This window comes from Haloarcula rara, assembly GCF_029338235.1.
GTDB lineage: Archaea > Halobacteriota > Halobacteria > Halobacteriales > Haloarculaceae > Haloarcula > Haloarcula rara.
The window spans coordinates 1,607,890-1,620,048 of sequence record NZ_CP119785.1; the positions used below are offsets into that span (position 1 = coordinate 1,607,890).

Annotated in this window: 13 protein-coding genes; 4 read left to right on the plus strand and 9 right to left on the minus strand. The window is 66.9% G+C overall.

Going from position 1 to position 12,159, the window contains the following annotated elements:
• Nucleotides 1–83: 83 nt before the first annotated feature.
• From P1K32_RS08505 to P1K32_RS08515, 3 genes are all read left to right on the plus strand, one after another.
• Nucleotides 84–578, plus strand: coding sequence for a DUF7858 family protein (locus P1K32_RS08505; protein WP_276249315.1), 495 nt, complete (start codon nucleotides 84–86; stop codon nucleotides 576–578).
• Between the two features lie 155 nt (nucleotides 579–733).
• The gene (locus P1K32_RS08510; RefSeq protein ID WP_276249316.1) at nucleotides 734–2,257 is read left to right on the plus strand and encodes a glutamate-cysteine ligase family protein; all 1,524 of its coding nucleotides are present in this window, start codon (nucleotides 734–736) and stop codon (nucleotides 2,255–2,257) included.
• The gene (locus tag P1K32_RS08515; RefSeq protein WP_276249317.1) at nucleotides 2,254–2,481 is read left to right on the plus strand and encodes a hypothetical protein; all 228 of its coding nucleotides are present in this window, start codon (nucleotides 2,254–2,256) and stop codon (nucleotides 2,479–2,481) included. The genes P1K32_RS08510 and P1K32_RS08515 overlap by 4 nt, the downstream gene beginning before the upstream one ends.
• On the opposite strand, the gene P1K32_RS08520 is transcribed toward P1K32_RS08515, so the two are convergent.
• Genes P1K32_RS08520 through P1K32_RS08540 form a run of 5 tightly spaced genes read right to left on the minus strand, consistent with a single transcriptional unit; the run spans nucleotide 2,467 to nucleotide 5,874 of the window.
• Nucleotides 2,467–2,916, minus strand: coding sequence for a TIGR00725 family protein (locus P1K32_RS08520; protein ID WP_276249318.1), 450 nt, complete (start codon nucleotides 2,914–2,916; stop codon nucleotides 2,467–2,469). The two genes, P1K32_RS08515 and P1K32_RS08520, sit on opposite strands and share 15 nt — an antisense overlap.
• Before the next feature lie 40 nt (nucleotides 2,917–2,956).
• Complete coding sequence (phaC, locus tag P1K32_RS08525) at nucleotides 2,957–4,423, minus strand: class III poly(R)-hydroxyalkanoic acid synthase subunit PhaC (RefSeq protein WP_276249319.1); 1,467 nt, start codon at nucleotides 4,421–4,423, stop codon at nucleotides 2,957–2,959.
• A gap of 4 nt (nucleotides 4,424–4,427) precedes the next feature.
• Nucleotides 4,428–4,970, minus strand: coding sequence for a poly(R)-hydroxyalkanoic acid synthase subunit PhaE (locus tag P1K32_RS08530; protein WP_276249320.1), 543 nt, complete (start codon nucleotides 4,968–4,970; stop codon nucleotides 4,428–4,430).
• 48 nt (nucleotides 4,971–5,018) lie between these two features.
• Entirely contained in the window at nucleotides 5,019–5,570 is a 552-nt protein-coding gene (locus P1K32_RS08535; protein WP_276249321.1) for a hypothetical protein, read from the minus strand.
• A 7-nt stretch (nucleotides 5,571–5,577) separates the two neighbouring features.
• Nucleotides 5,578–5,874, minus strand: coding sequence for an AbrB/MazE/SpoVT family DNA-binding domain-containing protein (locus P1K32_RS08540; RefSeq protein WP_220588406.1), 297 nt, complete (start codon nucleotides 5,872–5,874; stop codon nucleotides 5,578–5,580).
• 299 nt (nucleotides 5,875–6,173) lie between these two features.
• Here P1K32_RS08540 and P1K32_RS08545 point away from each other — a divergent pair, with 299 nt between their 5' ends.
• Nucleotides 6,174–6,722, plus strand: a complete 549-nt coding sequence (locus tag P1K32_RS08545; RefSeq protein WP_276252180.1) for a MaoC family dehydratase — start codon at nucleotides 6,174–6,176, stop codon at nucleotides 6,720–6,722.
• Here P1K32_RS08545 and P1K32_RS08550 read toward each other — a convergent pair.
• The 4 genes from P1K32_RS08550 to P1K32_RS08565 all read right to left on the minus strand — a co-directional run bounded on the left by P1K32_RS08550 (nucleotide 6,719) and on the right by P1K32_RS08565 (nucleotide 12,113).
• Nucleotides 6,719–7,567 carry an alpha/beta fold hydrolase gene (locus tag P1K32_RS08550; protein WP_276249322.1) on the minus strand — a complete coding sequence of 283 codons (849 nt, stop codon included), beginning with the start codon at nucleotides 7,565–7,567 and terminating at the stop codon, nucleotides 6,719–6,721. The genes P1K32_RS08545 and P1K32_RS08550 overlap by 4 nt on opposite strands.
• Before the next feature lie 69 nt (nucleotides 7,568–7,636).
• Nucleotides 7,637–8,959 (minus strand): oxidoreductase, encoded by a 1,323-nt coding sequence (locus P1K32_RS08555; RefSeq protein WP_276249323.1) that lies wholly within the window; start codon nucleotides 8,957–8,959, stop codon nucleotides 7,637–7,639.
• A 227-nt stretch (nucleotides 8,960–9,186) separates the two neighbouring features.
• Nucleotides 9,187–9,693: a KEOPS complex subunit Cgi121 gene (gene cgi121 / locus P1K32_RS08560; RefSeq protein ID WP_276249324.1), complete on the minus strand. Its 507-nt coding sequence runs from the start codon at nucleotides 9,691–9,693 to the stop codon at nucleotides 9,187–9,189.
• The gene (locus P1K32_RS08565; protein ID WP_276249325.1) at nucleotides 9,693–12,113 is read right to left on the minus strand and encodes an ATP-dependent DNA helicase; all 2,421 of its coding nucleotides are present in this window, start codon (nucleotides 12,111–12,113) and stop codon (nucleotides 9,693–9,695) included. Before P1K32_RS08565 ends, cgi121 begins: the two co-directional genes overlap by 1 nt.
• Nucleotides 12,114–12,159: the final 46 nt, after the last annotated feature.

Genomic DNA, 12,159 nt, shown 5'->3' on the forward strand with positions numbered 1-12,159 from the left:
CCGGTAGGTAAGAACTCCACACTCCCGACGACGCACCTGCGAGAACCCCAACCTTAAATTCGGAGGCGCCGAACACGGAACCAATGGGTCTTGCCGACATCGCCGCCGGCATCGAGGTGACTGACCGCCAGCGCGAGCGCGGCGTCGCGGCCGTCGACGACACCGACGGCTCACTCGCCGAGCGACTGGCCCCCTTCGCCGCCGACCTTCCCTGTGACCCCGACGCAGCGGCGACCGTCGTCGACGCGTACGCGGGCGGCCGTGCGGTCGACGATTGCGGCCACGTTGCCGACCTGCCGCCGGTCACGGCCGCCAAGACGCTTCACTTGCTGGGCGAGCAGGTCTCCCCGGTCGGTCCGACCGGGCGCGAGGTCGTCAGCGACTGGCTCGACGGCCGGCTCTCCCGCAGCGACGCGATGGCACTCGCCGGCGTCGGCGAGCGAACGTTCGCGCTTGCGGCCTACGTCGAGAGCACGGATCCGCTGCCGGAGGCCCGCGACGCCGTGGAGGGCGCCCTCGTGACCGAAGACGAGGACCCGCTGGGAGAGGCGCGCAGTGACGTCGGCGAGCTGCTGTGAATCTTCGTGTGAACGAACTCTCGGCTACATCGCTGGTGGGCGACGTCGGCGAGCTGCTGTCAATCTCCGTGTGAACACGATCTCGGTTATGCTAGTCGCTCTGTAACGCTGTCTGCTGGACCACGCTTTTTACCTCTGACCGAGAACCCGGGGATATGTCGGCATCCGAACTGGCGGCGGCGGTGGGTCGGGCCCTCGACGTGGACGGGGCGGCGTTCCACGAACGGGCACGCGAAGAGGCGACACAGCTCAAAGAGGAGATTCGCTCTGGGACCTTCGACAACACCGAGGCCATCGTCGGGATGGAGCTTGAGCTGTACGCCGTCGACGACCAGACCGATGCTCTTCGTCGGATGCCACGCCAACTGCTGGAGCTCATCGGCTTCGAGAAGGAGCTGGGACTGCACAACGCGGAGATGCAGACCAGCCCGCAGCCGCTGAACTCCCACGGGCTGGCCGCCCAGCGCGACGAGCTGAAGGCGTCGCTGTTACCGGCCCAGCAGCGGGTTCGCAGCGAGGGGATCCGGCTGGTCTCGGACGGGATGTGGACGGTCCCGCCCAACGGCGAGACCGCTCGGGACTACCTCTGTGACTGCGTCGAGGAGGGAGGAGTGCGCATCGGGACGAACATGACTGACGCGGTGCGGTACCACACGATGGCCAACACCGACTACCCGTCGGCGTTCGAACTCGACGCCCCGCACGTCTCCCTGCAGGCCGAGACGGTGATGCCCGAGGCGCTCATCACCTCCATCCAGCCCCACTACCAGATTCCACACGCTCCCGACCTCCCCGAATACTTCAGCTACGCGCTGCGCATCGCCGCGCCGGTGCTGGCGCTGGGGGTCAACTCGCCCTTTTTCCCGCCGGACCTCTACGACGACGCGCCAGACGAGGAGATCGTCGCCGACGCGCACATGGAGAACCGAATCGGCGTCTTCGAGTCCGTGCTGAACCCGCCCGAGGGCGATTCGACGCCGCCGAAGGTGTGTTTCCCGCCCGACTTCGACAGCGTCGAGGACGCCATCGACGACATCGTCGAGGACGACACCATCGTCCCCCGACAGCTCCAGTCGGGCACCCGCTTCGACGACGACTTCGTCCACTTCCGGCACAAACACGGCTCGTACTGGCGGTGGGTCCGCCCAGTCTTCGAGGGCCCCACTCGGTCGGCCGCCAACGCCCGCATCGAGTTCCGCCCGCTGCCCGCCCAGCCGACCGTCGACGACGCCATCGCCTTCGAGGCGCTCGTGGCCGGGCTGATGGAGAGCCTGGTCCGCTTCGAACACCCGATTCAGTCACAGGACTGGGAGACGGCGAAGGCGAACTTCTACGCGGCCACCCGCGACGGGCTCGAGGCCGACATCGAGTGGGTCACCGCCGACGGTGCGACGACGACGGCGACCGACGAGATATACGGCGAGCTGTTCGAACACGCCCGCGAGGGACTCGAACAGCGCGGGCTCTCGACGGAGGCCGCCCACGAGTATCTCCGACCGCTGCGCGAGCGGGTCGACCGCCGGATGACGCCGGCCCGCTGGAAACACGACTACGTCCGCAAGCGCGTCGAGGAGAACGTCCCGCTGGCCGAGGCTATCTGGGGAATGCAGAACGCCTACATCAGTCAGCAAGAACAGACCCTGCTCGAAGGGACTTTCCTCGACTGGCTCGACAGATGAAGCTCTCCGACACCGAGCGAACGGTGCTGTGGGTCGCCAGCGCGTTTGCCGGCCTCGTCCACCTCGCCCTCCCTGGCTTGCTCCTGTGGCTCGGTGGGCTGGCGTACCGGTGGGTCCTGCGGGTCGAGTTCGACCCGAAACCGGGTGCGAAGCGCCGGGTTCGCCTCGTCGGGCTGGGTTTTCTGGCGGTCGCTGTCGTCCTCCGCCGGCTACTGGACCGCTGATGCGGATTCGACGTACTCTACGGCGGCCTCGGCGCTCTCGACGTGTTCGATACCTTCGAGGGAATGTGTTCCGATGCCGGCAACCGGACGGTCCATGTCGAGTGCGTGCCCGATCTCCGAGAGCGTCCCGCTACTGCCGTCGACGGCAATAACTGCCTCGCCGTTCATCACCACGAGGACGTTCCGGGCGTTGCCAATCCCCGTCGCGACAGCGGTCTCGACGTACTCGTTTGCGGTGGCGCGGTCCTCGTTTGGCAGGATACCGATGGTGTGGCCGCCCGTCTCGCGGGCGCCGGCACAGACCGCTTCCATCACGCCGCCGAGGCCGCCACAGACGACTTCGTGGCCGTGCTCGCCGAGTACCCGACCCACGTCGCGGGCCTGTTCGTACTCCCTGTCTGTAACTGTCGAGCCGCCGATAACGGCAACGCGCATGTCCCGGCTACCACCCGGGAGATAGAAAAGAGACCGTTTCTCAGAGCTGGTCGAGCCAGTCCTGGGCCTGCGACGGCGACGCGTTGGTGATTTCGGCCAGCTCCGCGGCGTCGTGTGCTGCCAGTTCCTCGACTGTCTCGACGCCGGCGTCGTGGAGGCGGTCGGCGTAGGTCGGGCCGATGCCGGAGACGGTGTCGACGTCCGAGGAGCGCTCGCCACCGTCTTCGGCAGCGGCCTCGTCTACGGCGTCCTGGGAGTTTGCCTCGTCGGCCGTGTCTTCGGCGTCCGCTTCGGCGTCCTCGACAGCGTCGCTGGCGGCGTCGGCGACCTCTTCGACGGCTGCCTGGGACGCCTCGTCGGGGGACTCGACCTCGATGTCGACTTCGTCGTCGTGGTTGCGCTCGCTGTACCACTCGGCCACGTCGGGCCAGAGCTCGGCGTGGGTCGACGAGGAGACCGAGAGGCCGATGTGGCCCGTCGAGAACTCCATTATCTCCGTGTCGTCGCTCGGGATGACCTCGTTGAACGGCTTCGAGGCCGCCGCGGGAACGAGGTGGTCGTACTCGCCCATCAGCTGGAGGACGGGCATGTCGATGTTCCCGATGTCGACGTGCTCGTCGCCGACCTCGAGCTCGTTCTTATATAGCTTGTTCTCCTGGTAGATGTCCTCGAGGAACTGGACGTAGGTCTCGCCGGCGACGTCGATGCCGTCGCCGAGCCACTTCTCCATCCGGCCGAAGTTCTCGACGAACGACTCGTTTTCCATGTTCTCGGCGAACCGGATGTACTTCGAGACGTAGTTCTCGACGGGGTCCATCAGCGCAAAGCCCACGTCGAGCATCTCGGCGGGGACGTTGCCGAAGGTGTCGGTCACGTCCGAGGGCGAGTAGTACTCGCCGGCGCCCCACTCTTCGAGGACGCCGCCGGTCTGGTCGAAACAGAGCCCGGCGGCCATCAGCCCCAGCGCGTTGACCTTCTCCTTGTGGAGGGCGGTGTACATCACCGACATCGTCCCGCCCATACAGTAGCCGAGCAGGTTGATGGCGTCCTCGCCGGAGCGGTCTCGGACCACGTCGACGCAGTTGTCGATGTAGCGGTTGACGTAGTCGTCGAGGGTGAGATGCTGGTCGAGTCGCGATGGCTCGTTCCAGTCGATGAGGTAGACGTCGTGGCCGCCTTCGAGCAGGCGCCGTACCACGGAGCGTTCCTCCTGCAGGTCGAGGATGTACGGGCGGTTGATGAGGGCGTAGACGATGAGGATGGGGACCGACTCTTTCTCGTCCTCGTCGACCTCGATGCCCGCGGCCTCGGCATCGTAGTGGAGGAGTTCGAGCTTGTTCTCCTCGTAGACGACCTCGGAAGGCGTCTGGCCGACCTCGACGGACTCCATCAGGTCGAGGCGCTCGTCGGCGACCGACGACGTCTCGACGGCTTCGGTCATCGAGTCCAGTGCCTGGCGCTGGAAGTCGAGCGCGGCCGCAAAGGGGTTGAGGGGGTTGGATGACATTGTGTTACTCCAGCTCTTCGAGGATGCGGTCGAGCTTCTCCTCGACCGCGTGCTGACGGCGCTCAACTTCGACGAGGCGCTCGGCGACCTCGTCCATGTTCTCCTGGGTCGGGAAGCCCATCTGGGCGATGGCGTCCTGGCTCAGCTCCTCGGCCTCCTGTTGCATCTCCATCATCGACTCGACGAGCTGGCCGTTCGCCGCGGCGAAGGCCGACGTGCCCATCACCTGCTTGAACGCCTCGTTGGCGGACTTGAGCCAGATGTCGCGGAACTCGGCTGGGTCGACGTCCTCGCCCTGGGCGGCGGCTGTCGACCGTTCGACCATCTGTTCGGCGGCGTCGACCCACTCCTCGTAGGCCCGGTTGTACCCCTGGAGCCCCTCGGAAATCTCGTCTTCTTTGGGGATGGAGTCCTCGACAGCGTCGGCCCACGACTCGACGAAGGCGGCCTGTGCCTCCATGTTCTGTTCCATCGAGTCTGCGACCGCTTCGTTCATCTCCTCGACCATCTCCGTCCACTCGTCTTGCATCTGGTTTGTATCGCTCATTGGTGTACTAGTAGCTCGCGTCGTCGCGAACAAAAAACGGCTGGTTAGTTACGCCTCGACGGCGTCGGCGGCCTGGGCCTGCACTTCTTCGACCTGCGACTGAATCTCCTCGACCTGCTCTTGGACCTCTTCGAGCTGGTCACCGAACTGCTCGGCGACCTCGACGGACTGGGACTCCAGCTCCTCGTGGGCCTCGACGAGCATACCGACCTGCTCGTCGACGGCGGCGACGTAGTCCTCGGTCATCTCGTCGTAGGCCTCGACGCCCTCGAGCATCTCGCTCTCGACGTTGTCGAAGACTTCGGCGTGGTTCTCGAGCAGGAAGTCGTACTGCTCGTCGACGGTGGCACGCAGCTCGTCGATGGTGCCGCCCATGCCGGGGACGGTGGCCTCGACGGCGTCGAGGTAGCTGTGGAAGGCGGTCTTCGAGAGCTCGACACTGCGGCGCTGGGCCGACTCCTGCGTGTCGAGGCTGTCGATGAGCGCCTCGTTGACGTTCTGCTGGAAGCTGACGGTCTGTTCCAGGGCCTTCTGGCTCTGCTCGATAGTCGCGCGCTGCATCTCGAAAGCGGTCGTGACGGGGGTGGTGTAGTCTACCATTGGTGTATTACTCCGTGTTGTTTGTGACCGGGAGGACGACTGTCTGGACGATGTCGCCTTCCTCGATGCCGAGCGCCTCTCGCTCCGCGTCGGGAATGCTGATTCGTCCGCCGCTCTGGACGCGGGTCTTGAACGTCGCCATCTGGCTCATCGCACCCAGCTGATTCATATCGAAGCTGGGCATGCCGCCGCTCGCGAACAACTGTTTCATCATCTGTTGCTGCTGTTCCATCGCGTTCTCGCTCGCCTGCTGCATCCCCTTGAACATCGGGGGCCACATCAGACCATCGTCCTCATCGGCCATCGGTACCTCCCACTACACCGTTCAACGACTTAAAACTTTCCGTGATTTACCATCTGCTACCATTGAATGGTGTTGAGTGGTATCGGCGAGAGAGCGGTGCCGAACGCCCCGCTCGCCCTCGCTGCGTGCGTTAACTAAAATCAATACTGCCGTTGACGGGGGGTAGCAGCCGTCTCCTGCCTATTGAGTGGAATTTAACACCAAGGTTTAATAGCCCGACCCCTAAACACGATTTATCAATGAGTTCTGAATCATTGCGCAACCCGCTGCTCGATACGTGGACAGAGACCTCTTCTCACATGTTCAACAGCGTCGTCGCGGCCAACCGGGCGGCCTTTGCGGCCTTCGGCGTCAACCCCGACGACGAGCTCCCGGCGCCCGCAGAGCGCATCGAGCCCGACGAGGACCTCCCGGAGTGGCACGTAACTATCTCGGAGGACCATCCCGGCGAGATGGGCGTCGGCGACCACATCGAGTTCACCAAGACCATCTCCGAGAACGACGTCAGACAGTTCGCCGCCGCCAGCGGCGACACGAACCCGTTGCATCTGGACGACGAGTTCGCCGAGCAGACACGCTTCCGCGGCCGCATCGCCCACGGCACACTCGTCGGCAGTCTCATCAGCGCCGCGCTCGCGCGCCTGCCCGGACTGACCATCTATCTCTCCCAGGACCTGGAGTTCCACAACCCCGTCCGCATCGGCGACCGCCTCACCGCCGAGTGTGAGATCGTCGAGGACCTGGGCGACGAGCAGTACCGCCTCACGACCCGGGTCAAGGAAGACGACACGGTCGTCATCGACGGCGAGGCCGTCGTCCTCATCGACGACCTGCCCGAGGACAGCTAGACCGCACAGAACGACCGCACCGCGCTGTTGAACCACTCCGGACGCTCCCGGGGCGGGTTGTGACCGCAGTTTTTCACCAGTTTCAGTTCGCTCTCGGCCAGTTTCGTCGCCGCCTGCTGGGACCACGCCGGCGGAAACAGCGGGTCTTCGCTCCCGTGGATCAACAGCGTCGGCACCGACAGCTCGCTCAGTCTGTCGGCGTAGTTGGTCCGGAACCCGCGCTGGCGGAACTCGCTGCGCTGCCAGCGCCGCATCGCCCGCACGGTCTGGCGGTCGACGACGCTGTGTACGTCGTCGACGAGCTCCTGTGAGGGCTCGGTCGCGCCCATGCTCCGCAGCCCGGTCCTGATGGCCGGTTTCAATGTGCTCACGCCCTGCCACACCATGTTCCCCAGCAACGGCGTCTGGAACATCCCGCTCGCGGCCGTTCGCCAGTAGGCGTCCCCGCCCAGTCCGTAGCTGTTGACCAGCACCAGTCGCTCGACGCTGCCCCCATCCAGTGCGTGGCCAAGTGCCAGCGCCCCGCCCATCGAGAGGCCCGCTATCGCGGGCTCGTCCACGTCGACGGCGTCCAGAAACGCCTCGACGGCCTCGAGATAATAGTCGGTCGTGTACGCGCGGTCCGGTTTGTCGCTCTCGCCGTGGCCCGGCAGGTCCGGCGCGTAGACGGTCCGCTCCTGGGCCAGCGCGGGGAGCGCGTGCCGCCACGACACCGTCGCCGCGTCCAGTCCGATACCGTGCAGGAACACGAGTGGCGGCCCGCTGCCGCCGGTCTTGTAGTGGAGGTCCACGTCGTCGCCGTCGACGGACAGCTCGACGCGTTCGGACCCAATCTGGGGAGTCATTGGCTGGAGTCGGGGCGCGCGTCAGATGAGGCTTTCTTCATACTGGCTAGCACTGCCCGTACGGTTGGCTCACTCGCCGTCGGAGTTATTTCTCTCGTAGGCACCATCGCGTTCCAGTCGCCCTTTCGCCCGGACGACTGACGGCGTCCGACAGCGGCCGGGTTCGCCGGTCACCTGCGGAATCGTGCAATTGTTGCAGCTCGCACACAGCGCGTCCTCGCCGGCCAGCAGTCTGGCACCGAGTCGCGGCTCGGCGTAGAAGGGGCGGGCCATCCCGACCATGTCTGCCGCCGGTTCTCCGTCCCCCGAATCCCCGCTCAGACACCGGTCGCAGTCGGCCCGCGTCCGCAGCCCGCCTTCCAGCAACACCGGCACGTCGACGCGGTCGCCGACGCGCCGACAGAAGGCGGCGTTCCAGCCGGGCTCGCGGTCGAACCGGCGGGCCTGCAGGCGGTTGAGGAGCGCCACCGCTCGCGCGCGCCAGCGGCCGCCGAACGCCGCCGCGTAGTCGTCCTGCAACTCCGCGGCCGCCCACGCCCGGTCGGGATAGGCCCCACGGACGATGCTCATGTCCCAGAACGTCGAGACCTCGACGGGGACCAGGGCGTCGTAGCCGATATCGACCAGCCGCTTGGCCGTGTCGACCGCCTCGTCCATCGATATATGCCTTCGTACGAAACTGGGTGCGACGGTCTCGGCTGGCACCTTGGTCACCAGCGGCACGTCGCCCGCGTGCTCGCGGACGGCGTCGTGGACGGCTTCGAGAAATCGTACGCCGTCGGCGAACTCGTCGTCCCGGCGGTTGTAGAACGGCGAGAGGAACTGCTGGACGAGGCTCATGTTCGCCGCCGAGAGGTGGATACCGTCGTAGCCGGCGTCGACGGCGTAGCCCGCCGCGCGGCCGAACTGCTCGGCGAGGTCCCGCACTTCCGCTGTCGAGAGCACGTGCGGGGTCAGCGAAATCAGCCCCAGTCGGTCGAGTACCCGGAGTTGCCACGGCGACCGCGAGACGGCCAGCTGTCGCTCGTCGGGATTGCGTGCCCGATAGCCGGCGTGCCACGTCGCCATGCTCCGCAGCCCGCCGTGAGCGAGCTGGAGGAATATCTTGCCTTCGTGTGCATGAATCGCGTCGGTGAGTTGTTCCAGCCGGGCGACGAAGCCGGGGTCGTGGACACGGGTCATGTTCGGCGCGGCACAGCCGCCCTCGGGCGTGACGACGCTCGCACCCTGGAAGACGAGGCCGACACCGCTCTCGGCGGTCGGTTTGAGTTCGGAGACGAGGGTGTCGACCGCTCCCTCGCCGTTGCCCGCACACTCAAGGACCGGCGCGCGATAGAGGCGGTTCGGCAGCGTGCAGCCGCCGATTTCCAGCGGCTCGGTGAGCTCGGTCACGTGTTCCAGGCTGGGCGCCGTCCGTCGCCGTGCTGTCCGACCATGTGTGACACTGGCACGGCGTGGACAAAACGGCGTCGCTCGAACTGGGGCTACTGCTCTGCGGTTCCCTCCGGTCACCGCTTCGCTTCGAGGAATCTCCCTGCGGTCGATTCCTCGCCACTGCTCTGCGGGTCACTTCGTTCCCCGCTTCGCCTTCGAGAGTCTTCGACAAGCTCAGACTCTCGCTACTTTTCGACGACGAGCAGCGCGACTCGCTCGCGGACGGCGTCGGCCAGCGTCCCCTCGGTCGCGGCCAGTTCGGTGTCGCTCACGTCGAAGAAGTCCCGGACCAGCCGTTCGTCGTAGTCGCCGAGCGTCTCGGCGGGGGCAAGCTGGTCGCGGAGGTCGGCCGCGGCGGCCGCTTCGTCACTCTCCCCGTCGGTTTCACGTCCAACGACGACCGCCACGACCGGACACTCGCCATCGCTGACGCCCATCGCCAGCGCCCGGTTTATCTGGCGGCGACCGGCGGCGTACAGCAGTATCTCGACGCCGAAGTCCTCGGCGATGGTGTCCCCGCGCTCGCGGGCCCGACCGGCGAGGTCGACGGCCCGCGCAAGGTGGGCGCGGTCGACGACGTAGCGAGCGTCGAATGCCTGTATCGTCACACCGTGGGCGTCGCCGATGTCGTCCAGTTCGGCGACGAACGCGCCCACGTCGTCGATGTCGGCCAGGCCCTCGACGACCTCCATCAGAAGTCCCCCAGGCTGGACTGGTCTTCACCGACGTCGCTATCTTCGTCTTCCTCGCTGTCCCGCGGCGACGCCTCGCTCACCTCGACGTCGGGGTCGGGCTCGACGCCCTCCATCGAGGGGTCCCGGTGGCCGGCGTTCTCCAGGACGTTCTCGGCGGTCTTCCGGCGCCCGCGCAGGGCGGCCAGCACCACCGGTTTCGCGGCGTCCCGTAGCTCGGCGCGGTCGCCGATGCCGGCCTCGAACAGCCGGCGGGCGCGTTTGCGACCGACACCGCGGACGCCGGCCAGATCGACCAGCTCCTCACGGACCCCGTGTTCGACGCGGATGCGGGCCTCGCTGATGGCGCGGGCGGCGTCCGAATCCACTTCGCCGGCCAGGGACTCGGCGGCCCCCAGCAGCCACTGGGCCGTCTCGACCTTCCCGCGGATGTCGCCCGGGCCGACGCCGTAGCGCTCGGTGATGGTCTCCTCGTCGACCTCGCTGGCCCAGTCCTCCAGCAGGCGAGCAGTTTTGAGCGCCGAGAGCCAGTCCTCGAAGCGTTCGTCCTCGAACTCCGAGGGGGTGGGGCCGAGCAGTTCGTCTTCGCGTTCGTACAGCGCCATCTCGTACTCCTCGCGGTCGCCCGAGCGCAGGTAGAGCTGGTACATATCGGGGGTGCGCGAGACGAGGTGATAGAGCCCGAGCGCCGAGATGTCGTCGGGGTCGATATCGCCGCTTTCTTCGCGCTCCTCGGCCAGTTCGCTCGCCGTGCTGAACGCGCCGTCGGCCGTCGCATCTTCGGGCGTGTCCGGCTCGTCGCTCCCGTCGGGCTCGCCCGCGTGGCGCGCCCAGTACTCCAGGCCGTCGACGATTTCGGCGGCGCTCATCGGGTCCAGGTAGAGCCGCGAGACGGTGTGACCGAGCGAGGTCGCATCGAGTTCACCGGCCTCTACTTCCAAGAAGCCGTTCCGTTCCAGATACGTCAACACGTCGTCGACCACACGCTCCAGACGGCCGCTCTCGTCGGTCTGGCTGGCATACAGCGTCTGTTCGAGGAACTCGAGGAGTCCTTTGCGAGAGCGGGCAAACCCCGAGGAGACGGTCGCGAGGATGTGCGTCCGCAGGGCCGGTTCGGCGGCGAGTTTCGAGCGCACGGGCTCGGGGTCGGCCCAGACGTACCGCTCGAACAGCTCGTCCAGTTCGTCGTGGCTGCTGGCGACGAGGACGGCCTCGCCGTACGGGTCCAGCCCGGGGCGGCCGGCCCGCCCCATCATCTGGTGGACCTCCAGCACGGAGAGGGGGCCATCCCGCCCGCCGACCCGTCGTAGCGGCGCCAGTCCCGCACGACGACGCGCCGCGAGGGTGTTGACCCCGGCCGCGAGCGTCGGCGTGGCACAGACCACCTTCACCAGCCGGTCCTGGAACGCCTGTTCGACGAGTTCGCGGTGCCCGCGGGCGAGCCCGGCGTGGTGGAAGGCGGCGCCGTCTTTCACGGCGTCGGCCAGGTCGTCGCTCGTCTCCGTGTCGCTCACGTCACGGATTTCTGCGGCGATACCCTCTAACTGGGCTTTCTCGTCGGCGCTCAGGTGCGGCCGGACCGTACTCGCCAGCCGCCCGGCGGCGGCCTCGGCGTTGCGCCGGGAGTTGACGAACACGAGCGTCGAGCCGCCCTCCTCCGTGACCTCGCCGTCCTCGTCGTGGTCGTCCTGCAGCGTGTCCCGGACGATGGCGGCCGTGGGCTTCTCGCTGTTCTGGACGGCCAGCCGGTGCTGGCTCCCGTCCTCCAGATGCAGGGCCTGCCCGTAGTGGACTCCCTTCTGGAGCTCGATGGGGCGCCAGTCCGAGTCGACGAGTTCGGCGTCGAGCCAGCCGGCGAGCTCGCCGGCGTTGCCGATGGTCGCCGACAGCGCCACCGTCTGTAGGTCGGGGTTGAGCCGGCGGAGTTTGGCCAGCGTCACTTCCAGGGTCGGGCCGCGCTGGCCGTCGTCGACCAGGTGCACCTCGTCGCTGACGACGCAGGTCAGGTCCTCCAGCCACGGTGCGTCGTTTCGAACGAGCGAGTCGACCTTCTCGCTGGTGGCGACGACGATGTCCTTGTCGCCGAGCCAGCCGCCGTCGGACTCGTAGTTGCCCGTCGAGACCCCGACAGAGTGGCCGTACTGCTCGAACTGCTCGAACTCGGCTTGCTTCTCGCTTGCCAGCGCTCTGAGGGGGACGATATAGAGGGCCTTGCCGCCGCGGGCGACGGCCGACAGCATCGCCAGCTCGGCGACGAGTGTCTTGCCACTCGCCGTCGGGATGGCCGCGACGATGTTCTGTCCCTCGGTCACCCCCGATTCGACGGCCTCGGCCTGTGGCGGGTAGAGCTGTTCGATGCCGTCGTCACGCAGGTGGTCGGGGAGCCAGTCGGGCACGCCCGGCAGGTCCGCAACGTCCATTGGTCCGTGGTTGGGCCCCGCGATGATTTAAACTCTCGTCATCGAT

What these genes read in the sequence shown, in the direction of transcription:
- P1K32_RS08505 (WP_276249315.1), top strand. Translation starts at nt 84, where the DNA reads ATGGGTCTTGCCGACATCGCCGCCGGCATCGAGGTGACTGACCGCCAG.
- P1K32_RS08540 (WP_220588406.1), bottom strand. Translation starts at nt 5,874, where the DNA reads ATGGCCGATGAGGACGATGGTCTGATGTGGCCCCCGATGTTCAAGGGG.
- phaC (WP_276249319.1), bottom strand. Translation starts at nt 4,423, where the DNA reads ATGTCATCCAACCCCCTCAACCCCTTTGCGGCCGCGCTCGACTTCCAG.
- P1K32_RS08565 (WP_276249325.1), bottom strand. Translation starts at nt 12,113, where the DNA reads ATGGACGTTGCGGACCTGCCGGGCGTGCCCGACTGGCTCCCCGACCAC.
- P1K32_RS08520 (WP_276249318.1), bottom strand. Translation starts at nt 2,916, where the DNA reads ATGCGCGTTGCCGTTATCGGCGGCTCGACAGTTACAGACAGGGAGTAC.
- P1K32_RS08550 (WP_276249322.1), bottom strand. Translation starts at nt 7,567, where the DNA reads ATGACTCCCCAGATTGGGTCCGAACGCGTCGAGCTGTCCGTCGACGGC.
- P1K32_RS08545 (WP_276252180.1), top strand. Translation starts at nt 6,174, where the DNA reads ATGTTCAACAGCGTCGTCGCGGCCAACCGGGCGGCCTTTGCGGCCTTC.
- P1K32_RS08530 (WP_276249320.1), bottom strand. Translation starts at nt 4,970, where the DNA reads ATGAGCGATACAAACCAGATGCAAGACGAGTGGACGGAGATGGTCGAG.
- cgi121 (WP_276249324.1), bottom strand. Translation starts at nt 9,693, where the DNA reads ATGGAGGTCGTCGAGGGCCTGGCCGACATCGACGACGTGGGCGCGTTC.
- P1K32_RS08510 (WP_276249316.1), top strand. Translation starts at nt 734, where the DNA reads ATGTCGGCATCCGAACTGGCGGCGGCGGTGGGTCGGGCCCTCGACGTG.
- P1K32_RS08535 (WP_276249321.1), bottom strand. Translation starts at nt 5,570, where the DNA reads ATGGTAGACTACACCACCCCCGTCACGACCGCTTTCGAGATGCAGCGC.
- P1K32_RS08515 (WP_276249317.1), top strand. Translation starts at nt 2,254, where the DNA reads ATGAAGCTCTCCGACACCGAGCGAACGGTGCTGTGGGTCGCCAGCGCG.